Below are 20,281 nucleotides of genomic sequence, written 5' to 3' on the forward strand. Positions count from 1 at the left end.
GCGGGGCTCACGCCTGCGGCTGCGCGCAGGTGTGCAGATCTCTCAGCACCTTCTTGGCTTCCACCACCAGGGCCTGGCCCTTGGTGCCCTCGGGCACCTTGGCGATGAGCTTCAGGTCCGGCGTGAGCCGGTAGAGCCCCTTGGAGCGCTGCACCAGCGCGGCCAGCTTGTGCCCGTCGAGCAGCGCGTCCGCGCCCAGCGTCACCACCAGCCGGCCCGCGCCGGACTCCAGCGCTCGCAGCCGGATGTCCCGCATGTCGATCTTCAGCAGCGTCTGCTCCGAGAGGTTGTCCACCTCGTCGGGGGCCTCGCCGTAGCGGTCCACCAGCTCGGCGCGCAGGTCCGTGACTTCGTCCGGGTGGCTGGCCTGGCTGAAGCGCTTGTAGAAGACGAGCCGCTGGTGCACGTCCGGCACGTAGTCGTCCGGGATGAGCGCCGCCAGGGACAGGTTGATGTCCGGCTCGATCTGCGCGCGCACTGGCTGGCCCTGCAGCTCGGACACCGCCTCCTCCAGCAGCTGCGCGTACATGTCGAAGCCAATCTCCGCGATGGCGCCCGATTGCTTCTCGCCCAGCAGATTGCCCGCGCCGCGGATCTCCAGGTCATGGCTGGCGATGGAGAAGCCCGCGCCCAGCTCGGTGAAGTTCTGCAGCACCTCCAGGCGCCGCTGCGCGTCCTTGGTGACGGTCCGCCGGGCGGGCACCAGCAGGTACGCGTACGCGCGCTCCTTGGAGCGGCCCACGCGGCCGCGGAGCTGGTAGAGCTGCGCCAGGCCGAAGGCATCCGCCCGGTTGACGATCATCGTGTTGGCGCTGGAGATGTCGATGCCGCTCTCGATGATGGAGGTGCACAGCAGCACCTGGAACTTCTTCTCGGTGAACTGCAGCATCACCCTCTCGAGCTGGCCCTCGCCCATCTGCCCGTGTGCCACGCCGACGCTGACGTTCGGCACCAGCTCCTTGAGCAGCCGCTCCATCGAGGGCAGGGATTGCACGCGGTTGTGGACGAAGAACACCTGTCCGCCGCGCGCCACCTCGCGCTCGATGGCCTCCTTGATGACCGGCGGATCGAACTTCATCACGAAGGTGCGGATGGCGCGCCGGTCCTGCGGCGGCGTGGCGATGATGCTCATGTCGCGCACGCCGGACATGGACATGTGCAGCGTGCGAGGGATGGGCGTCGCCGTCAGCGTGAGCACGTCCACCTGGGTGCGCAGCCGCTTGAGCTGCTCCTTCTGCTTCACGCCGAAGCGCTGTTCCTCGTCCACCACGAGCAGCCCCAGGTCCTTGAAGGCCACATCCCCGGCCAGCAGCTTGTGCGTGCCGATGAGGATGTCGACCCTGCCTTCCTTGGCGCGCTTGAGGACCTCGCGCACCTCGGGAGGCTTCTTCAGCCCGGAGATGACCTCCACGTTGACGGGGTACCCCTCGAAGCGCTTCTTGAAGGAGAGGAAGTGCTGCTGGGCCAGCACCGTGGTGGGCACCAGCACCGCTACCTGCTTGCGGTCCAGCGTGGCTTTGAAGGCGGCGCGCATGGCCACCTCCGTCTTGCCATAGCCCACGTCGCCGCAGACCAGCCGGTCCATGGGCGTGGGCTTCTGCATGTCCGCCAGCACGTCCTCGATGGCCTTGGCCTGGTCTGGCGTCTCCTCGAACTCGAAGTCCGCCTCGAACTGGTGGAAGTACCGGTCCGGCGCCGTGAAGGCGTGGCCCGGGTGCGCCTTGCGCGCGGCGGCCATCTGCAGCAGCTCCGCCGCCATCTTGAGCAGCTGCTCCTTGACGCGCTTCTTCGTCTTCTCCCAGCTCGCGGTGCCCAGCTTGTCCAGCTGGACGTTCGCGGGGTCTCCACCCGTGAACTTCTGGATGAGCCGCATGCGGCTCACGGGCAGGTAGATCTTGTCCTTCCCCGCGTACTCCAGGACGAGGAAGTCCCCCGGCACGCCCTGCACCTGCATCTTCGTCAGGCCCGCGTAGCGGCCAATGCCGAAGTCGGTGTGGACGATCAGGTCTCCTTCCTTCAGATCCTTGAAGCCCGCGGCGAAAGCATCCGCCCGCTTCGAGCGGCGCACGCGCCTCCGGGCCCTGACGCCGAAGATCTCCTCGTCCGCCAGCAGCGCCAGCCCACCCGAGCCATCCACGAAGCCGTGGCTCACCTCACCCGTGAAGAGGTGGGCGAAGATGGAGGGCTCGTACAGCCGGGTCACATCCTCGAGGGCCTCGTGATGGATGCGGACCATCACGTTGCGCTCCAGCAGCAGGCGCTTGAGCCGGTCCGCCTGGCTCAGCGTGCCGCAGGCGATCGCGCAGGCCACGCGCATCTCCCGCCACCGTTGCAGCCGCTCCACCAGCGGCGTGAGGGCACCCTCCTCGCCGTGGTGCGCCAGGATGGCCTCGCGCAGATCCTGGGTGCTGCCGAAGGAGAACATCACCGGCGGCAATTCGCTCGGCGTGAGCGCCAGTCCGCCGCCCTCCACCACGCGCGCCTTCAGGTGAGAGAGCTGCGCATCCGCCTGCTCACGCGTGAGGAAGTGCTCGGGCGGCGGGAGCGTGAGGTCCTGCCGCTCGGTCGCTGCTTGGAAGGACTGCTCCAGCTCCTCCCACAGCTCGCTCGCGGCGCGATCTAAGCCCACCGGATCATCGAAGTAGAAGAGCGGGTCCTTTGCCCAAAGCCGCAGGTAGTCGAAGACGGTGCCGAGCCCACCCTCGAAGAAGCTGGGCATCAGGCCCTCCAGGCCGAAGCCGGGCAGGCCCTCGCGGAGGGCATCGAGCCGCTCGCGCAGCTTGATGGTGGGCAGGTTGATCCGGTCCGCTGCTGCTCGGGCTGTGGCCTCGGCGCGTGGGCGCGTCTGCTCGGTGAGCATCACCTCGCGCGCTGGAACCAGGAACACCTCTTTCAGCGAGTCCACCGTGCGCTGCGTGTCCGGATCGAACGCACGGATGGACTCGATGGTGTCCCCGAAGAACTCGAGCCGGACGGGGCGCTCGTACAGCGGACTGAAGACATCCAGGATGCCGCCGCGCACGGAGAAGGTGCCTGGGTCTTCCACCAGGGGGCTCGACTGGTAGCCCATGGAGGCGAGCTTGCGGGCCATGGAGTCCCGGTCGAAGTCCTGGCCCACCTTCACCAGATCCGATAGCTCGCGCATGGTCGAGGGCGGGAGCACCTTGCGCAGCAGGGCCCGCAGGGAGAGCACCACCGCCGGAAAGCGTGTGCCCTGGCTCAGGTGGAAGAGGGTGCCGAGGCGCTCACTGACCGCAGTGGGTTCAGGTGAGAGCTCGTCATAGGGCAGCACCTCGTCCGCGGGCAGGCGCAGCACCTTGGGCTCCAGCAGGGAGCCGCTGCCTCCCAGGAAGAAGGCCAGGTCATGGGCCAGGGCGTCGGCTGCCTCTTCGTCCGCTGCCACACAGACGAGTGGTACCTGAAGGCTGTGGGACAGGCGGGCGAGCACATACCCGCGTGCCGCTCCGTGCACACCTTGAGTCCGCACCCGAGCGCCCGGTTGGAGCCGCTCCAGTGCTTGCGCGAAGGGGTCTCCTCCCGGGACAGGCGTCATCCCGCGCAGCGCGTCTACACCCAGTTTTTGACCGAAGAGCGTGTCCATGGAGCTCCGAGCCCCTGCGTCATAGGGGCGAGCCCGAGGGTTTTCAACGGACTCCGCACCCCCGGCATGACTTCCAAGAAACGTTCGGTGCCGCTCGTGTGTCTGCCATTCGCCATCGCCTGCTCACTAGGAGGGCGGGTCGATTTCCTTGAAGAGCAGGGAAAGCGTTAGTGTTGGAAGCCATAAAGCGGGGGCGCCGCGAGGCGAACGCATGAAAGCTTGGAGCGAGATCAAGCCATTGGCGGGCAAGAGCGAAGCGCCTGCACCTGATGTCTGGGTGAGGCTCCGGGCTCTACGTTCGTCCGACGGGCGCATCATCGACTTCGAGTGCCTGGACAGCTCGCCCCGGGCTCGGCACGGTGTGCTCCGGTTGTTGCCCGAGAAGGGCCAGCACTTGCTGGACGAGGCTCCTTGGGTCGGCGAGTGCAGCCTCTTTGACGCGTGCGTCCGGGTGGTGGAGCGGCAGGTGCCGGCCATGGAGCGGGTGAGCCGGCAGACGCCTGCGGGCGTCACCTGGGTGCAGGCGCGGATGGCTCCCAGTGAGGGCGGGCTCACCCTCTTCCTGGAGGATGTGTCGAATCAGGCCTCGGCCGAGAGAGAGCTGCGCCGGGATCGGGATCTGCTCAACGCCGTCGTGGAGAGCACCACGGACGCCGTGTTCGTGAAGGATCTGCTGGGCCGCTATGTGCTGCTCAACTCGGCGGCGGCCCGGGCCTTTGGGCGTTCGGCGGAGGAGATTCTGGGCCGGACCGACGCGGAGCTGCTGGGGCCGCAGGCGGCCGCGGCGACGGTGGCGCATGACCGGGTCGTGTTCGAGTCAGGGCAGACGGGCACCTATGAGGACGCGGATGGAGGTCCGGGCTTTGGCAACATCTGGCAGTCCATCAAGGGCGTGCTCCGCCACCCGGATGGGAAGGTGTATGGCCTGTTTGGCATCAGCCGGGACGTCACCGTGCGGCGGCGGCAGGAGGAGGAGCGGGAGCAGGAGGGACGCTTCCGCGAGCGGTTCATCGGCGTGCTGGGGCACGACTTGGGCAACCCGCTGGCCGCCATCCGCTTCTCCGCCGCGGCGCTGCTGAGCCGGGAGACGCTGACGCCCGAGGTGCGGCGCATGCTGCAGCGCATCGACAGCAGCGCGGAGCGGATGTCCCGGCTGGTGAAGCAGCTGTTGGACTTCACGCGGGCGCGCATGGCGGGCGGCATTCCCCTGCGCCCGAGCGACGTGTCCCTGGAGGAGGTGTGCCGCCGCGTCATCGGCGAGCTAGAGCTGGCGCACCGGAGCCGGGAAGTCCACCTGGAGGTGCGCGGAGACTGCCATGGCTTCTGGGACGAGGAGCGCATGGCGCAGGTGCTCTCCAACCTGGTGGCCAATGCGCTCCAGAACAGCCCGGAGGGCACGCCCGTGAGCGTGCGCCTGGAGGGAGTGGAGTCGCTGCAGCGGGTGGAGGTGCACAACGCGGGAGCGCCCATCCCCAAGTCCCTGCGCTCCCAGCTCTTCGAGCCCTTCCACGCCTCCGGGAATGGCCCTGGCAAGGTGGCGCGGGGGGGCCTGGGGCTGGGGCTCTACATCGTCGCGCAGATCGTCCAGGCCCATGGCGGGCGGGTGGATGTGTCCTCCTCGCTGGAGGAGGGCACCAGCTTCGTCATTCTCCTGCCCCGCTCGGTGCCTGCACCGGCGGGCACGGTGGAGGAGTCCGAGGCGCGGCTCGAGCCAGACTTCGCCCACGAGGGGAACGCGGCCCGGAGCTGAGGGGCCGCTGTCCCTGGAATCAGACGCGCGTGTCGCCCACGGGGATGGGGCGGCCGCACAGCAGCATCGTGGTGCGCAGCATGCGCTCGGCGCCCAGCCGCTGCAGCTCCTGGCGCAGCATCGGGTGGTGAGGCAGGAGCCGCTCGAGGCTCGCCGAGTCCAGCTTCAGCAGCACGCAGGACGTCGTGGCCCGCACCGAGGCGGTGGCCAGCTTGCTGCGGAACAGGGAAATCTCCCCGAAGAGGTCGCCCTCGGCCATCTCCGGGTAGGGCGTCTCGTGGCCATCCACGTGCTGGTGGAAGGCGACGCAGCGGCCGCGCAGCACCAGGTAGAGCGCCTGCGCGGGCTTGCCTCGGGTGAGGATCTCCTCGCCCTCCGCGACGGAGACGGGGGAGAAGGCCTCGGACACCGCCTGCTGGAGATCCTCGGGCCATGCGGCGAAGAGCGGGTTGCTGCGCAGCGCGTTGGCCAGCAGCCGCTGCCGGTAGAGCCGGTGCACCACCTGGTTGAGCTGGGGGAAGCGCGCGGCAATGGTCTCCATGCGCTTGCGGGAGAACTCCAGCAGCACGCACTCGGAGGTGGCCACCACGGTGGAGAGCCGGGTGCCCTCGTACAGGAGCGCCATCTCTCCGAAGAACTCACCCTCACCCATTTTCGCCAGCATGAGGGGCTGGCTGGTCAGGCCCTTGCGCACCACCTTCACCTCGCCCTCGACGATGATGAACATGGAGGTGCCCGGGCTGCCCTCCGGGACGATGAGCTCCCCCGGCTTGCACACGCGGCGCTCGACGCCGGCGAGCACCTCGAGGAACGCCTCGCGCCCCAGGGAGGAGAAGAACGGGATGGGCAACATCGGCTCCCTGGAGGAGGCCGGCACCGGAACCAGGGTGGGGCGCCGCTGGAGCAGGCCGGGAGGGACGGGCGCGCTGGACTCCTGGCGCTGGGCCTGCGAGCGGGAGTGCTCGCGCCGGGTGTGGAGGGTGGCCAGCAGCGACTGGGTGCGGGTGTGCCCCGGGTCCAGTTGGAGGATGACCTTGCACAGCGCGATGGCGCGCAGCAGCCACCCTGTCCGGGCCCACATCTCCGCCGCCGCCTCGTACTCCGCGATGGCCTCCGTCGTGCGCCCCAGCCGCTGGAGCACCTCGGCCACCTTCTGCCGGTGGAGCGGCTCGCCGGGGGCCGCCTTCGCCACCTCCTGGAACGCGGTGAGCGCCGCCTCCAGCTTGCCCTCGGCGAGCCGCGCCGTGCCCTGGTCCTTGGCGCGGCGCAGCATGAGGGCATTCACGGTGGGGAGTGCGCTCACCGGCGCCAGACGCGGGGCGGACGGACGGCTGCCCGGGCGTTGCTCCGAAGAGGAGGAGGTAGGAGCCTGCGCGATACGGAACGAAAGGTAGTTCGGCTTGGACATGGGCGTCTCCGCTCGGTGAGGGAATGACGCCAGAATAAAGAAGCGAGCTTTTGGGGGCTGTGATGCAGCTTACAGGCGAGCTGTGAGCGCGCGCACAGACCCTTGTACGGCTCGTGCTATCAATTGCGCCACCATGTCCTACGCACAATTGCTGGCAGGAATTTCCATCTTCGAGAACCTGCAGACCGACGAGCTGGACCAACTGTCCGCGCTCCTTCGCTCCCGCCGCTATGCCCGCAATGAGGTCATCTTCCATCAGGGGGATGTGGGCACGGCGCTCTACATCGTCCGAAAGGGGCAGGTGGCCATCCGTCTCAGCTCGGACGAGGGGAAGGAGGCCATCCTGGCGCTGCTCGATCGAGGCGATGTCTTCGGCGAGCTGTCCCTGCTGGACGACGAGCCGCGCTCGACGGACGCGGTGGCGCGGGACGAGGTGGACCTGCTGACCCTCCAGCGGGAGGACTTCCGCCGCTTCCTGGAGGAGCGGCCACACCTGGCCATGAAGCTGCTGTCCGCGCTGACGCGCATGGTCCGGCGCGTCACGCAGCTCATTCATGACGCGACGTTCCTGGATGCGCGCACGCGGCTGGTGCGCGTGCTGCTGGACCTGGCCGAGCAGCAGGGAAAGCCCGGCGCGGACGGCCTGGTCATCAACCAGAAGCTGACCCAGTCCGAGCTGGCCAACCTGTGCGGCCTCACCCGCGAGAGCACCAACAAGTGGCTGCGCTTCTACGTGCGCGAGGGCCTGCTCTCGTACGAGGGCGGCAAGATTACGCTGGTGAAGCCCGAGCGGCTCAGCCAGGAGGCGGAGTGAGCCCGCCCCGGGCGTGAGTCACTTCCGGGGTGTGGCGTTCCAGTCCACGCGGTAGAGCGTGAGGGGCTCCACCTTGCCCTTCACCTGCACGGGGGGCAGCTTCGTCAGCGGCCACGAGCGCTCCCGCAGGCGCTGGAAGGTGGTCTCGGCGAGGCAGATCTCTCCATCGTTGGCGGCGCTGCAGATGCGGCTGGCCACGTTGGTGGTGTCTCCAATGGTGGCGTACTGCAGGTAGTGCTCGGAGCCGATGTTGCCTGCGGCGACGCGGCCCGTGTTCAGGCCCACGTGGATCTTCAGCTCCTGGCGGCCCTGGCTCTTCCACTTCGCGTTCAGGTCCGTGAGCGCGTGCTGCATCTCCACGGAGGCGCGCAGCGCGCGGTCCGCGTCATCTGGCTGGGAAAACGGCGCGCCCCAGATGGCCATGAGCGCGTCGCCGATGTACTTCTCCAGCGTCCCCTCGTAGCGGAAGACGATGTCTGCCATCACCGGGTAGTACTCGTTGAGCAAATCCATCACCTGCATGGGGTGCAGGGTGGAGGACAGCGAGGTGAAGCCGCTGATGTCCGAGAAGAGGACCGTCACCTCCGTCTCGACTCGCTCCAGTTGAGCGCCCTGGCTGCTATGCAGCTTCTTGATGACGGGGGCGGAGAAGAAGCGCTGGTAGGTGGTGCGCAGGGCCGCTTCCTCCGCGAGCCGCTGGGAGAGCATGGAGCTCTCCAGGGCGATGGCAGCCTGGTTGGCGAAGGCGGTGAGGAACTCCAGGTCCTCCTGGGCGAAGCCGTTGGCCTGGGAGCGGTTGTCCACGTACAGCACGCCCAGCACCTCGTTGTGAGGCTTGAGCGGCACGCACATGGAGGCCTGGATGGCCTGCATCATGACGGAGGAGGCACCCTCCAGGCGGGGATCCACACGCGCGTCCGCGAAGAGCGCGGCCACGCTGTGCTTGCGCACGTAGTCCACCACGTGGTGGCTGTAGAACGGGCCCGAGGGCACCTCGCCCGAGGACAGCCGTGCCACCCGGGGACGGAGCGTGCCGGTGGCCGGGTCCACCAGGAAGACGGCGGCGCGGTCCACCTCGAGGATTCGGAAGACGAGCTGGATGATGCGCTCGAGCAGCTCGTCGATGGGGCCCAGGGAGGAGAGCAGCTGGCTCACCTTGAGCAGCACCTGGAGCTTCTCCGCGGCGCGGCCGTCGGCTGGGGCCGCCTGCCGCAGCTTCAGCACGGAGCTGCCGGGCGTCGGGGCCGCCAGGAGCAGATCCTCCATCGCCGCGGGCGAGAAGCGGGTCCGCAGGTTCTGGGTGTGGGTGGGCTTCGGCTCGTTGACGGGGGCCATGAGCTTGAAGGCCACCTCGCCGCAGCGGAAGGACTCGCCTGGGTGGAGCTCCCGTCCGCGCGGCTCGACCCGGACCTCACTGACGAACGTGCCGTTCTTGCTGCCCAGGTCGGTGATGAGCACCTGGTCGCCCTTTCGGGCGAGCTGCGCGTGGCGGCGGGACAGGCTGGCGTGGAGCACGCAGACGCTGTTCTCCTCCGTGCGCCCAATGGTCGTCACGCCCTCGGGAAGGGGCAGTACCTTCTCCGTGAGCAGGCCGGGATTCATGATGAGCCACATACGCCCTCCGAATGCACGAGCTTTCACTGCGTGGAGCCGTCGCGCCAATCCACCCGGTACAGCGTGAGCGGCTCCTGCTTGCCCTTCACCTGCACGGGCGGCAGCTTCGTCAGCGGCCACGAGCGCTCCTTCACCCGCCGGAAGGTGCTCTCCGCCATGCGGATCTCCCCCGCGGGCGTGGCATCGCAGATGCGGCTGGCCACGTTGGTGGCATCCCCAATCGTTGCGTACTGCAGATACTGCTCGGAGCCGATGTTGCCCGCGGCCACTCGGCCCGTGTTCAGCCCCACGTGGATCTTCAGCTCGGTCTGGCCCTGCGCCCGCCAGCGCGCGTTCAGGTCCGCCAGCGCGCGTTGCATGTCCACCGCCGCGCGCAGCGCCCGGTCCGCGTCCTCGGGCTGCGAGAACGGCGCGCCCCACACCGCCATCAGCGCGTCGCCGATGTACTTCTCCAACGTCCCCTCGTAGCGGAAGACGATGTCCGCCATCACCGGGAAGTAATCATTGAGCAGGTCCACCACCTGCCGCGGGTTCAGCGTGGAGGACAGCGCCGTGAAGCCGCTGATGTCCGAGAAGAGGACCGTCACCTCTGTCTCGACGATGTCCAGGTGCGCCTGCTTGTCGCTCTGCAGCTTCTTGATGACCGTGGGCGGGAAGAAGCGCAGGTACGCGTTGCGCAGCACCGCCTCCTCCGCCACCCGCTGCGACAGCATCGAGTTCTCCAAGGCGATGGCGGCTTGGTTGGCGAAGGCGGTGAGGAACTCTAGGTCTTCCTCGGTGAAGCGGTTGGCCTGGGCCTGGTTGTCCACGTACAGCACGCCCAGCACCTGGTCCTGCGGCTTGAGCGGCACGCACATGGCCGAGCGGATGGACTGCAACATCACCGACGAGGCCCCATCCAGCCGGGGATCCTCGCGCGCGTCCGAGAAGAGCGCGGCCACGCTGCGCATGCGCACGTAGTCCACCACGTGCTGGCTGTAGAACGAGCCCGAGGGCAGCTCCCCCGTGGACAGCCGCGCCACCCGGGGCCGCAGTGCTCCGGTGGCCGGGTCCACCAGCAGGATGGCCACCCGGTCCACCTCGAGGATCTGGAACACCAGCTTGAGGATGCGCTCCAGCAGCCCGTCGATGGGACCCAGCGAGGACAGCATCTGGCTCACCTTGAGGAGCACCCGCAGCTTCTCGGCGGAGCGGGCGTCCGCCTCCCGCGCGGGCCTCAGCCGCAGCGCCGAGGCACTCCCGGGCGCGCGGTCCAGCTCCAGCATTTCCTCCATCGTCAGAGGCGAGAACCGTGTGTTCAGCCCCTGCACATGGGTGGGCTCGAAGGCCCCTTGCGAGGACGAGAGCTTGAACTGCACGTCCCCACACTGGAACGAGTCCCCGTCCTGCAGCGCGAAACGGTCCACCCGGGTGCCGTTGACGAGCGTGCCGTTCTTGCTGCCCAGGTCCACCAGGATGACGCGGTCCCCGGTGCGCTCCAGCCTGGCGTGCCGGCGCGACAGGCTCATGTGGAGCACCCGGACGCTGTTCTCGTCCGTGCGGCCGATGGTTGTGTGCCCTTCAGGCAGCGCGTGCTGCTGCTCGTCGAGCAGGCCTGGGTTCACGATCAGCCACATACGCCACCATCGTACCAGCCAGCGGAGAGGCCGTCGGTTTCCCTTCCCCGCTTTACTCCCAGTTCAGGCCCTGCACCGGAGGCCCCGGGTGCAACAGCGCTGTAACGAGGCTTACATCCCGCGCCGCGCAGCGAGGCGCAGGCGCAGGAAGTCATCCTGGAGGCCCGGATCCACCAACTCCAGGGCTGCGCGTGGGCTGAGCGCGCGGTACTCCTCCTCGTCCTCTTCGTCGCCCTTCTTCTTGTCATCCTTCTTGTCGTCATCCCCCTCGGGCAGGGGCACGGGGCGAGCCAGCCTCGGCTGGATGGCAGGCTGGCTCAGTGCGTCGGCCCGGGCTGCTGTGAACAGGGTGACCAGGGAGAGGATGAAGAGCAGAGCGACGGTGAGTGTCTTCATGGGAACGGCTCCGAGCGGGCGACGTGGAGGGTGGACGGGTCCGTCCCCAGGGATATTCACCCGGAGGCTACTTCGCAGGGGCGGCAGCCGACTCACTGCTCAGGCTGCGCACGTGCTTCACCAGGGCGTCGATCTGCTCCGGGGTGAGCTTGTCCTTGAACGGCTTCATCTTGGGGTTCTCCTTGGAGCCGTTGGTGATGTAGTCGCGGATCTTCTCGTCCGAATGCCGCTTCTGCCAGCCTGCATCCGTCAGGTCGGCGATCTTCTCCTTCTCGCCCATCTTGGTCTTCGCCTTGCCGTCCGCGCCGTGGCAGCTCTGGCACTTGGCCTTCCAGATGTCGGCCACGGAGTCCTCGGCGAACGCGGCGCCGGACAGGGTGAGGGCCAGAACGATGGCAAGTTGCTTCTTCATGGTGACTGCCTCCACATATGGGGATCTACGGGTGAACCACTCACCGGCTCTGACGCCGCCGGCTAGGGGAACTTCAACGGCTGTGCGCCCTGAGCATGCAACCAGGCGGTGACAGCCTGCAGTTCCTCCTCGGGTAGTCTGAGGTGGTCAAACGTCTCCATCTCATTCATTTCGCCGAAGAAGCGGGAATGGCCAGGTGTGCGGATGAAGGCGTGGGTCCACTCGCGGGAGGCCCAGCCCTTGAGGTCCGGGGCGAGGCCGCTGCCCACGCCGTCCAGGGAGTGGCAGCTGGCGCAGCCCTCGGAGTCGAAGAGCGCCTCGCCCTTCTTGGCGAGCGCCTCCGTCACGTCCTTGCGGCCACCCTGCGAGTAGATGAACTCGGTGAGGGCGTCCACGGACTCCTGAGGGCCGGTGTACGGCTCCATGTCGTCGATCTTCGTGTTGCCGAAGAAGTGGGGCGCGCGGGGGTTGCGCAGGAAGCGGGCGATCCACGCGCGCGAGCCATAGCCCTCCAGGCAGGGGCTGCCCTTGTAGGGCGTGGTGTCGCAGGCCATGTGGCACTTCTGGCACTGCACCGTGAGCACGCGGTGGCCCCAGACGATCGGATCATTGCGGTACAGGTTGAGTGGGCCGGAGGCGGGCACTCCGCCCATCGAGGCCAGGCGGCGGGCCTCGAGGGCCTCCTCATGGGCGCGCTCGGCCATGGCGGCCACGGCGGGATCGTTCCGATCCGAGCGCACGGCCAGGGCGCCCAGTCCGCCGACACCCACGAGCCCCAGCGTGAGGGTACCCGCGAGCAGCCGGTGGACGCTGGGCGAGCGGCGCGACAGGGCGGTGTGCAGGAAGGGCAGCGCGGCCACGAAGCCCATGGCCAGGCCGGGAAGGATGACGGTGCCCACCAGCTCGGCGCCGCCCTCGAAGTACTTGAGGAGCTGGAAGAGCGGCAGGAAGTACCACTCGGGACGGGCGAGGTACTGCGAGGATGGATCCGCCGGCGCCTCCAGCGGCGCGCCCACGCGCCAGGCGAGCCAGAAGATGACGCCCACGGCCGCGATGGAGGCGATCGTGTCCAACAGGAGCTGGTCCGGGAAGAACATCGCCGCCTTGCGCTCCAGCTCCTCCTTCGGAAGGTCCGGCGGGGTGACGCCGTGCTTGCGGAAGAGGGCGATGTGGATGCCGATGACGGAGAAGAGGGCCGCGGGCAGCAACATGACGTGAAGCGTGTGGAAGCGCGTCAGCGTGAGGTTGCCGTAGGACGTGCCGCCCTGGAGGAACATCTGCAGCTTGGAACCGATGAGCGGCAGCGTTCCAGCGATGGACGTGGCCACCTGCGTGGCCCAGTAGCCCTTCTGGTCCCACGGCAGCAGGTAGCCGGTGAGCGCCAGTCCGAGGATGATCTGGAGCAGCACGAAGCCAGCGATCCAGTTCATCTCACGCGGGGCGCGGAAGGCGCCGGCCCAGGCGGTCTGCATCAGGTGCATCGCCATGACGATGACGATGGCCGAGGCGCCAAAGTGGTGCACGCCGCGCAGCAGCGAGCCCAGCCACACCTGCGTCTGGATGTAGTTGACGGAGGCCCACGCGTCCGTGGTGGACGGGCTGTAGTACAGCTCGAGGGCCACTCCGGTGACGACCTGCACCAGGATGAGGACGGTGATGACCGAGCCGAAGACGTAGCGCCAGCGGGCGCCGCCGGGCACGTGCTCATGCAGCGCATTGTGCAGAATGGCGCGGTAGCCGGTGCGCGAGTCCAGCCAGGCTTCGAGGCGTTTGAGCATGGAGGGCCTCACACGGTTTCCCGCTCGGGGATGCCTTGCTTGAAGCGCTGGTAGTGGATGAGCACCTGGTCGCCCCGCACTTCGACCTTGAGCGGATCCATACCGCGCGGCGCGGGTCCGGCCTCACGGTTACCGGCCAGTGAGAAGGCCGAGGTGTGGCACGGGCACGCGAACTGGTTGCGCTGCTTGTCCAGGTTCACGCCACAGCCCAGGTGCGGGCAGATGGTGGACAGGGCCAGGAAGGTGCCGTCCTCGCGGCGCGTCACCCAGGCGGCGCCCACGGTGGTGGCGTCGGAGCGGCTCCATGCGTCGGTGACGGAGCGGATCAGCTCCACACGGCGCGGCACGCCCACGGTGAACTCGGAGACGTTGCCCACGGGGATGGGGGCGTCCCCGGCGTCCTTGTTCGACGAGGTACGCAGGGGCGAGAGGAGGCTGCCCAGCACCGGCACGGAGGCGAGCGCCGCGATGACGCCTCCCAACATGACGGTGAGGGCGCTGAGGAAGCCTCGGCGGGTCGAAGCGGGGGGATGAGAAGAGGTCTCAGACATATCCGGTCCCGAGTATAGGGGGCCGTTCAACGTTCAACCATTCCTTGATGGCACAGAGCGTCACGTCCTCCGGAGGACACCGTACTGGGGGTGCGCTGCCCTTCTCGCTACCCGATGATTACCCCTCCCCCAGGCTGGATTGCGTGGGATGGGGTGGGGGCATGGTGGGCCGGTCGAGGGGATGGAGCGGAGTGGTGTTGTTCGCCGTGTGCGCGATGGCGCTGCGGTGCAGTTCTTCGGCCCCGGCGGAAAGTGCCGAGAAGCCCTCGGTGCCGATGCCGCCCATCCCGATTCCTCCGCTGCCCATACCGCCCTCGACGGAGCCTTCACCGGGTGACGGAGGGACAACGGCGCCTCCCGACGGGGGGACGCCGGATGGCGGAACTTCCGAGCCTCCGCGGGCCACTCGCTGCGCGCCGGAGGGCGGGGACCGCCACTGGGTGCTCGAGGGCGAGGCACTGACCGTCAACCTGCGCTGCGCGAAAGGGCTCACCGGGCCAGACTTGCGCTTCACCGTGTCCCCGCTGCCTGCGGGAGCCACCGTGGACGAGGTGACGGGCACCTTCCGGTGGACGCCAGCGAAGGATCAGGCCGCCGTCTGGACGCTCGCTCTCACCGAGCGTTCCACGGGAGAGACGGGGACGCTCGAGGTGGGCGTGGTGGACAACTGGCAGGCCGGCAACAACGTGCCCATCACCGAGCCTGAGAAGTACACCGAGGAGTACGGGCTGCCTGTCTTCCAGCTCTTCTTTCCGGGAGAGCTCACCGCAGGTGGCTACCTGCCCGTGGAGCTCGTCTACCGGGGGCACCGTTTCATCATGGAGGCCAAGTACCGGGGCGCCACCTCCAGCGTGCTCCCCAACCGTGGCCTCACCTTCAAGTTCCCGGAGAATGATGTGTTCAACGAGCCCGACCGGGCTGGTGGCTTCATGGGCCGGCGGCGGCTGGTGCTCATCACCCACTTCAACGAGAACTCATACCTGCGGCCGCGGCTCGCCTTTGACTTGTGGAACCGCATGGCGCCGGAGCACATCCAGATCAAGACGTTCAGCGCGGTGCTGTACCTGAATGGGCACTACCGGGGCATCTTCACCGTGGCCGACCACGTGGACGACGAGCTGATGGAGCGCCACGGCCTGTCCAAGACGGCGGACCTCTTCAAGGCAGTGGACGCGGACGCGAACTTCTCGCGGATCGACCGGAAGGGAGCGCCCAAGGAGAAGTTGTACCAGGGCTATGAGAAGAAGGAGGGCAAGCCCGAGGAGGGGTGGCCCACGGCCTTCGCGGGGATGGAGGCGCTGACGGCCTTCATCGCCGACTCGGACGCCACTGCGTTCCGCGAGCACCGGGCCGAGCACCTCAATCCCCAGGACTACGAGGACTGGTGGATCTTCAACACGCTGGTGCTGGGGACGGACTCGGGCGCGAAGAACGCCTACCACTACCAGGAGCGCGAGCCGCTCAGACCCTTCCGCTTCATCCCGTGGGACTTCGACGCCACCTTCGGCCAGGGCTGGGACACGCGGCGACGTGGCGCCACCGAGCTGCTGGACTTCGCGGGCGACAACCTGCTGTTCAAGAAGATGCTGGAGGACCCGGCCATCGCCGGGCCCATGCGCGAGCGCTACCGCCAGCTCCTCCACGGCCCGCTGTCCAAGCAGGAGGTGCTGCGCCTGATCGACGGCTATGCGCAGGAACTGGAGGTTGCCGCCCAGCGCGACCAGGCGCGCTGGGGCCAGCAGTACCGCACCTACGAGCGCTGGAGCGACCGTACCGACTTCACCACCTGGTCCGAGGAGGTGGAGTACATCCGCCGGTGGGTCGACCAGCGCTGGGACTTGCTGGAGCGCCGGCTGCCGTAGCGGCAGCTACTTCGCGTAGAGGACGACGTCCTCGCGCACCTTGCCGACGATGTTCTCCCACTTGCCATTGGCGCCGTGGGACCAGGCCTCGCCGTCATCGCGCAGCGACACCGTGTGGTAGCTCCACTTGGCGCGGCCGTCGCTGCACGCGGCAGTGCCGGTGTTCAGCGTGCCGCCGCAGAACCAGTCACCCGGGTTGCAGTACGAGCCGCCCGAGCTACCGGAGACGCCACCGGTGGAGTGATAGGAAACCGCCTCGTCATCCTGACCTGGGAGGATGCCAGAGTAGGCGGTGCCCTTGGCCGCCGCGAACATGTAGAACCACAGCGAGCGCGTGGTGTTGTGGTTGTACATGGCGCGCGCCGTGGTGGTGACGAGGTCGCCCACGATGGCGTCGCTCGTGGCCCACTCGCCGACGTCCGCCAGCTCGCTGCCGCCGCCCGCGCCCGAGGCCACGTCCACCCACTTGATGTTCCAGCCCGTCTGCGTGGTGCCGTCCGTGTTGCCGCACACACCGCTCGAGTTGGGGGTGGCGTTCTTCTTGTAGCGGGCGGAGCTGCCGTAGAGCGACAGCGCGTAGCCGATCTGCAGGTTACCGGCGCTGTGCACGGCGATGTAGCACCAGTTCGTCCCGGTGCAGAAGCAGTCCAGGGCGTCGCGGATGCGGTAGTTCTGCCCGCCGATCTGCTGGCGCCCATCCCAGTTCACGGCCTTCTTGTTCACACCGGCCGCGGTGGAGCTGGGACCCCAGTTGGAGAAGTCGGCGTAGTTGCCGGCCTGGGTACCGCCTCCGTTCTTGCCGTGGATCCACAGCGTGTAATTGGTGGCCTGCGCCTGAGGTGCGGCCAGGAAGGTGACGGCCAGTGAAGTGGCCAGTGCCATGCGGACAGAGAGCTGCATGAAGGCTCCGGGGGATGGGGGATACCCGCTCGCGAAACTGCGGGACTGTCCGGTTATCGGAAAATGAGAAGAAGAGTTGCGTGATAACCTGGGAATGCTTCGTTTTTCCGAGGGGAGGCGCAGTCCCGTGGCGATGCTCCAGTTCACCCGCAACTACACGGACCGCTCGAACGACCAGGGATTCCAGTTCGAGTTCTACTGCGACAAGTGCAGCAATGGGCACATGTCGGCGTTCGAGGGCAGTGCCCTGGGGATGGCCTCCAGCTTCCTGAAGGCGGCGGGCTCGTTCTTTGGCGGGGCGCTGTCGCGGGCGGCATACGCGGGCGACCACGTGAAGGACGCGCTGCGCGGTAAGGCGTGGGATGACGCCTACGGCAACGCGGTGAACGAGGCGAAGAAGCACTTCAAGCACTGCACCCGCTGTGGGCACTGGGTGTGCCCGCAGTCATGTTGGAACGAGCAGCGCGGGCTGTGCGAGGCCTGCGCGCCGAACCTTGCCGAGGAGGCGGCTCACATCCAGTCCAAGGTGGCGGTGGAGCAGACCTGGGACAAGGCACGCAAGGTGGACCAGGTGGAGAACCTGGACATGAAGGCGCAGCGGATGGCGGCGTGTCCTCACTGCAACGCCAGCATCGAGGGCGGCAAGTTCTGCCCCGAGTGCGGCAAGCCGCTCGCCGCGAAGTCGAGCTGCGGCAAGTGCGGCGCGGAGATGGCGGCCAAGGCCAAGTTCTGCCCGGAGTGCGGAACCGCTCGGGGGTGAGGGGCAGGGCGGCGGGTTCGATTGCCGCCGCTTCCAAGTAGAGCAACCCGCCGCTTTCAAGGCGCCACCCTCTGAGAATGGGGCTGCGCCTGCATTTTCGGGACCAAATCCGGTTTTTGGGGACCCAAAAAGGACCAAGCCGGAGACGGAAACGACAGAAGCAAGACGTGGCTCGGCAAGTGGAAGCGTATAGGCGGGATAGAGGCCATGTTGCGGGTGAGGGCTGGAGCGGAGGTGCCGAGGAGGACCGCTGACAGGGGACGCCCGAGCAGTGCGGTGCGCTCTGGCAGTGCTCGTCTACACCTACCCCTTGGTGACGCTGACGTGTCACCCTCGTCCCTGACACTCGCTGACACGTCAGCAACCCAGGCCCCAGGGGCGCATGAACAGCCCTTGCCCTCTGGACCCGGGACGCGGCGCGTCGGCACGTTTGGTGAATTGCTCCCGGTCACTCATCTCAAGAGGAGTTGGAAATGGCCTGGGGAAACATCCGTGTCCGAAATGCGTGCCCTTTTCCCGTGACGTTCTATGCGATCGCTGGACCTTCGATCGAGCTGGCGGCGGGACAGACCTCGTCCGCGTCCGCCTGCCTGATCTGGTTCTCGACCCGAGTCAAAGGCTCCGGAGACGCCATCAACAAGGGCCAGTTCGAGTCGTATCGAGATGAATACGACCGAGAGGCGAAGATGTACGGCCACGACTGGAAGAGCTGGAGGGACGGGCACTCGGGCGCCGCCGCGGGATCCTTCCTGGGCTGGGCCGTCGGCGCCTTGGAGGATGTCTTCAAGACCAAGGTCACGGAGTCGGGCGGCAACCTCTACTTTGGAGCCAAGAAGGAGGCCGTCTACGGCAACGCAGATCTGGTGGTGTACGCGACGAAGGACCCCGCGTGCGAAATGGCCCCGGAGCTCCACAAGGACGTCTGGTATCTCTACCTGGACTATGATCACGGGCAGCAGACGCCGCCGGCGGATACCTACGCCGTCCCCGATCTGAGCAAGTATGCGGACACCCTGTTCTTGCGCCTGAAGAACTCGGCCCACGCCGCCTACCTGTGCGCCGCCTACGACCAGAGCACCGTCAGCACCCAGGCAGGTGACAATCCCTTCAATCCGCTCGAGTACTCCACGTACTGGACCGTGGCCCCGCTGGAGGCCGGGGCGCACAACCTCCGGCTGCTGAACGTGAAGACGCAGAAGTGGCTCACCTGCTTCTCGTCCGACAAGGACCGGATTGGCCTGTTGGACCTCGGCTACCAGGACTACGCCGATCAGCACTGGGATGCTCAAGTCGTCTACACCAATCCCCACGTGGTGATGTTGAGGAACCTGTACGTCGCGGGCAACCTGGTGGGAGGCAACAACGGCTCCACCTTCCTCTACCCTCCCAACTCCGGGTACAACGACCAGCACTGGGTGGTCGAGACGTTTACAGTGGACGTGAACAAGGTCCCCGCCGGGCATACCTTCCGAATCATGCATTGCCAGACGGGCCGGTACATCACCATGGGCCCCAACGACGCCTCCCATGCGAGCCTTCAGCCGACCGACGACAGCAATCAGCTGTTCGTCCTGGAGAAGTCAGGCGAGGGCGACTTCCGGCTGCGCAACATCAAATACAACGTCTACCTCACCTACTTCGGATCCTGGAAGTACCTCGGAGGCTACAGCGCCACGGGCTACCAGGATCAGCACTGGGGTGCGGAGATCGCCGACAAGAACGCGGGCTTTCACCTGTTCAACCGGCTGGACTCCCTGGGCGGCAACAACCACCTGTTCTTCAAGGACAATGCGTTCGGGCTGTATGGCGGGGACTACCCGGACCAGCTGTGGGTGCTGCAGTTGGAGACCACGAGCTGAGAGGGCCAGGGCTGCCGGGTGAGGCGGCGCACCATCGCGAGCAGCCGCTCCACCTCCACCGGCTTCCGAGGGAGCGCGCATGCGCCGGCCGCCTCTACCAGAAGAAGCTCTTCGGGACGCCCTGGCTCACGTTCCGCGAGGAGTCACGGCGGCCCACCAGGGTCATCGCCGCGCTCCTCGCGTGAGGCGGCTCTTCTAATGACAATGGCGTCGACGCCTGCTCCTCCTCCTAGGTGATCAGGTGTCGTCGCGGCTGGAGACCCTCAGGTGGTTCACGTCACCCCAGGTCACCAGCCGAAACTTCCCCTCGTGGTAGTCGAACTGGTTCCAGCAGGCGTTGAGCACGGAGAAGGCCCGGGGCGTGCCGAAGGGAATGCCCAGGCAGTGCCGGAAGAGAAGGCTCAGGACGCCGCCGTGGGTCACCACCACGACGCGCTCTCCCGCGTGGCGCGCCCCGAGCTCCTCCAGGCACTCCAGTGCGTGGCGCAGCCGCTGCGAGGTGCTCTCTCCCCGCGGCACGACGAAGTCCGGACCACCCGCCGAGTACTCCGCGAACACCTCCGGGTGGCGCTGGCTCGCCTCCTCCCGAGTGAGCCCCTCGAGCACCCCCAGGGCCCGCTCACGCAGGCGCCCATCCTGACGGAGGGCGTGGCCCGTCCGATTGGCGATGCGCCGCGCCGTCTCCACGGCCCGCCCCAGGTCGCTGCTGTAGAGCGCCTGGAAGGAGACGGAGGAGAGCCTCGCGGCGAGCAGGTCCGCCTGGCGCAAGCCCTCGGAGCTCAGCGGACTGTCCAGGTGTCCCTGAAAGCGCCCCAGGGAGTTCCACTCCGTCTCTCCGTGGCGAAGCAGGATGAGCTCGGTCGTCATGGGCGCAGCCTGACTGGAGCCCTCGGCCAGGGCAAGCCGGGCGCGGATCGAGGAGGCGTACATCCCTCCTGAAGACAGCCACGTCCACATCCC

General features: G+C 67.5%; 15 protein-coding genes. 5 read left to right on the forward strand and 10 right to left on the reverse strand.

What is annotated here, in order from left to right:
• Positions 1-7: 7 nt before the first annotated feature.
• Entirely contained in the window at positions 8-3,553 is a 3,546-nt protein-coding gene (mfd, locus tag DB31_RS05830) for a transcription-repair coupling factor (RefSeq protein ID WP_044184013.1), read from the reverse strand.
• Between the two features lie 259 nt (positions 3,554-3,812).
• Between mfd and DB31_RS05835 the strand changes: the two genes are divergently transcribed.
• Positions 3,813-5,351, forward strand: a complete 1,539-nt coding sequence (locus DB31_RS05835) for a PAS domain-containing sensor histidine kinase (RefSeq protein ID WP_083968037.1) — start codon at positions 3,813-3,815, stop codon at positions 5,349-5,351.
• Positions 5,352-5,370: 19 nt separating this feature from the next.
• On the opposite strand, the gene DB31_RS05840 is transcribed toward DB31_RS05835, so the two are convergent.
• On the reverse strand, positions 5,371-6,759 hold the full coding sequence (locus tag DB31_RS05840; protein ID WP_052419745.1) for a cyclic nucleotide-binding domain-containing protein: 1,389 nt from the start codon (positions 6,757-6,759) through the stop codon (positions 5,371-5,373).
• Positions 6,760-6,892: 133 nt separating this feature from the next.
• Here DB31_RS05840 and DB31_RS05845 point away from each other — a divergent pair, with 133 nt between their 5' ends.
• Positions 6,893-7,573, forward strand: a complete 681-nt coding sequence (locus tag DB31_RS05845; protein ID WP_044183412.1) for a Crp/Fnr family transcriptional regulator — start codon at positions 6,893-6,895, stop codon at positions 7,571-7,573.
• Positions 7,574-7,591: 18 nt separating this feature from the next.
• On the opposite strand, the gene DB31_RS05850 is transcribed toward DB31_RS05845, so the two are convergent.
• The 6 genes from DB31_RS05850 to DB31_RS44550 form a co-directional block, all read right to left on the reverse strand.
• Complete coding sequence (locus DB31_RS05850; protein WP_044183416.1) at positions 7,592-9,187, reverse strand: adenylate/guanylate cyclase domain-containing protein; 1,596 nt, start codon at positions 9,185-9,187, stop codon at positions 7,592-7,594.
• 23 nt (positions 9,188-9,210) lie between these two features.
• The gene (locus DB31_RS05855) at positions 9,211-10,803 is read right to left on the reverse strand and encodes an adenylate/guanylate cyclase domain-containing protein (RefSeq protein ID WP_044183419.1); all 1,593 of its coding nucleotides are present in this window, start codon (positions 10,801-10,803) and stop codon (positions 9,211-9,213) included.
• Between the two features lie 111 nt (positions 10,804-10,914).
• A complete protein-coding gene (locus DB31_RS05860) occupies positions 10,915-11,199 on the reverse strand; it encodes a hypothetical protein (RefSeq protein ID WP_044183421.1) in 285 nt (94 codons plus the stop codon).
• A gap of 67 nt (positions 11,200-11,266) precedes the next feature.
• Positions 11,267-11,611: a c-type cytochrome gene (locus DB31_RS05865; RefSeq protein WP_044183424.1), complete on the reverse strand. Its 345-nt coding sequence runs from the start codon at positions 11,609-11,611 to the stop codon at positions 11,267-11,269.
• A 62-nt stretch (positions 11,612-11,673) separates the two neighbouring features.
• Positions 11,674-13,389 carry a cytochrome b N-terminal domain-containing protein gene (locus DB31_RS05870; RefSeq protein ID WP_044183426.1) on the reverse strand — a complete coding sequence of 572 codons (1,716 nt, stop codon included), beginning with the start codon at positions 13,387-13,389 and terminating at the stop codon, positions 11,674-11,676.
• A gap of 8 nt (positions 13,390-13,397) precedes the next feature.
• Positions 13,398-13,940, reverse strand: a complete 543-nt coding sequence (locus DB31_RS44550; protein ID WP_083968038.1) for a QcrA and Rieske domain-containing protein — start codon at positions 13,938-13,940, stop codon at positions 13,398-13,400.
• A gap of 194 nt (positions 13,941-14,134) precedes the next feature.
• Between DB31_RS44550 and DB31_RS05880 the strand changes: the two genes are divergently transcribed.
• Entirely contained in the window at positions 14,135-15,802 is a 1,668-nt protein-coding gene (locus tag DB31_RS05880) for a CotH kinase family protein (RefSeq protein ID WP_240486546.1), read from the forward strand.
• A 6-nt stretch (positions 15,803-15,808) separates the two neighbouring features.
• Here DB31_RS05880 and DB31_RS05885 read toward each other — a convergent pair whose 3' ends face one another.
• Complete coding sequence (locus tag DB31_RS05885; protein ID WP_205628470.1) at positions 15,809-16,702, reverse strand: hypothetical protein; 894 nt, start codon at positions 16,700-16,702, stop codon at positions 15,809-15,811.
• Between the two features lie 133 nt (positions 16,703-16,835).
• Here DB31_RS05885 and DB31_RS05890 point away from each other — a divergent pair, with 133 nt between their 5' ends.
• Both DB31_RS05890 and DB31_RS05895 read left to right on the forward strand, forming a co-directional pair.
• Positions 16,836-17,462, forward strand: coding sequence for a zinc ribbon domain-containing protein (locus tag DB31_RS05890; RefSeq protein WP_240486567.1), 627 nt, complete (start codon positions 16,836-16,838; stop codon positions 17,460-17,462).
• A 473-nt stretch (positions 17,463-17,935) separates the two neighbouring features.
• Positions 17,936-19,321: an RICIN domain-containing protein gene (locus DB31_RS05895; protein WP_157231847.1), complete on the forward strand. Its 1,386-nt coding sequence runs from the start codon at positions 17,936-17,938 to the stop codon at positions 19,319-19,321.
• Positions 19,322-19,558: 237 nt separating this feature from the next.
• Here the strand turns inward: DB31_RS05895 and DB31_RS05900 are convergent, their stop codons facing one another.
• Positions 19,559-20,251, reverse strand: a complete 693-nt coding sequence (locus DB31_RS05900; RefSeq protein WP_240486547.1) for a histidine phosphatase family protein — start codon at positions 20,249-20,251, stop codon at positions 19,559-19,561.
• Between the last annotated feature and the right edge of the window lie 30 nt (positions 20,252-20,281).

Origin of the sequence: Hyalangium minutum (assembly GCF_000737315.1) — a bacterium.
GTDB lineage: Bacteria > Myxococcota > Myxococcia > Myxococcales > Myxococcaceae > Hyalangium > Hyalangium minutum.

What these genes read in the sequence shown, in the direction of transcription:
- mfd (WP_044184013.1), bottom strand. Translation starts at nt 3,553, where the DNA reads ATGACGCCTGTCCCGGGAGGAGACCCCTTCGCGCAAGCACTGGAGCGG.
- DB31_RS05835 (WP_083968037.1), top strand. Translation starts at nt 3,813, where the DNA reads ATGAAAGCTTGGAGCGAGATCAAGCCATTGGCGGGCAAGAGCGAAGCG.
- DB31_RS05840 (WP_052419745.1), bottom strand. Translation starts at nt 6,759, where the DNA reads ATGTCCAAGCCGAACTACCTTTCGTTCCGTATCGCGCAGGCTCCTACC.
- DB31_RS05845 (WP_044183412.1), top strand. Translation starts at nt 6,893, where the DNA reads ATGTCCTACGCACAATTGCTGGCAGGAATTTCCATCTTCGAGAACCTG.
- DB31_RS05850 (WP_044183416.1), bottom strand. Translation starts at nt 9,187, where the DNA reads ATGTGGCTCATCATGAATCCCGGCCTGCTCACGGAGAAGGTACTGCCC.
- DB31_RS05855 (WP_044183419.1), bottom strand. Translation starts at nt 10,803, where the DNA reads ATGTGGCTGATCGTGAACCCAGGCCTGCTCGACGAGCAGCAGCACGCG.
- DB31_RS05860 (WP_044183421.1), bottom strand. Translation starts at nt 11,199, where the DNA reads ATGAAGACACTCACCGTCGCTCTGCTCTTCATCCTCTCCCTGGTCACC.
- DB31_RS05865 (WP_044183424.1), bottom strand. Translation starts at nt 11,611, where the DNA reads ATGAAGAAGCAACTTGCCATCGTTCTGGCCCTCACCCTGTCCGGCGCC.
- DB31_RS05870 (WP_044183426.1), bottom strand. Translation starts at nt 13,389, where the DNA reads ATGCTCAAACGCCTCGAAGCCTGGCTGGACTCGCGCACCGGCTACCGC.
- DB31_RS44550 (WP_083968038.1), bottom strand. Translation starts at nt 13,940, where the DNA reads ATGTCTGAGACCTCTTCTCATCCCCCCGCTTCGACCCGCCGAGGCTTC.
- DB31_RS05885 (WP_205628470.1), bottom strand. Translation starts at nt 16,702, where the DNA reads ATGCAGCTCTCTGTCCGCATGGCACTGGCCACTTCACTGGCCGTCACC.
- DB31_RS05890 (WP_240486567.1), top strand. Translation starts at nt 16,836, where the DNA reads ATGCTCCAGTTCACCCGCAACTACACGGACCGCTCGAACGACCAGGGA.
- DB31_RS05895 (WP_157231847.1), top strand. Translation starts at nt 17,936, where the DNA reads ATGGCCTGGGGAAACATCCGTGTCCGAAATGCGTGCCCTTTTCCCGTG.
- DB31_RS05900 (WP_240486547.1), bottom strand. Translation starts at nt 20,251, where the DNA reads ATGTACGCCTCCTCGATCCGCGCCCGGCTTGCCCTGGCCGAGGGCTCC.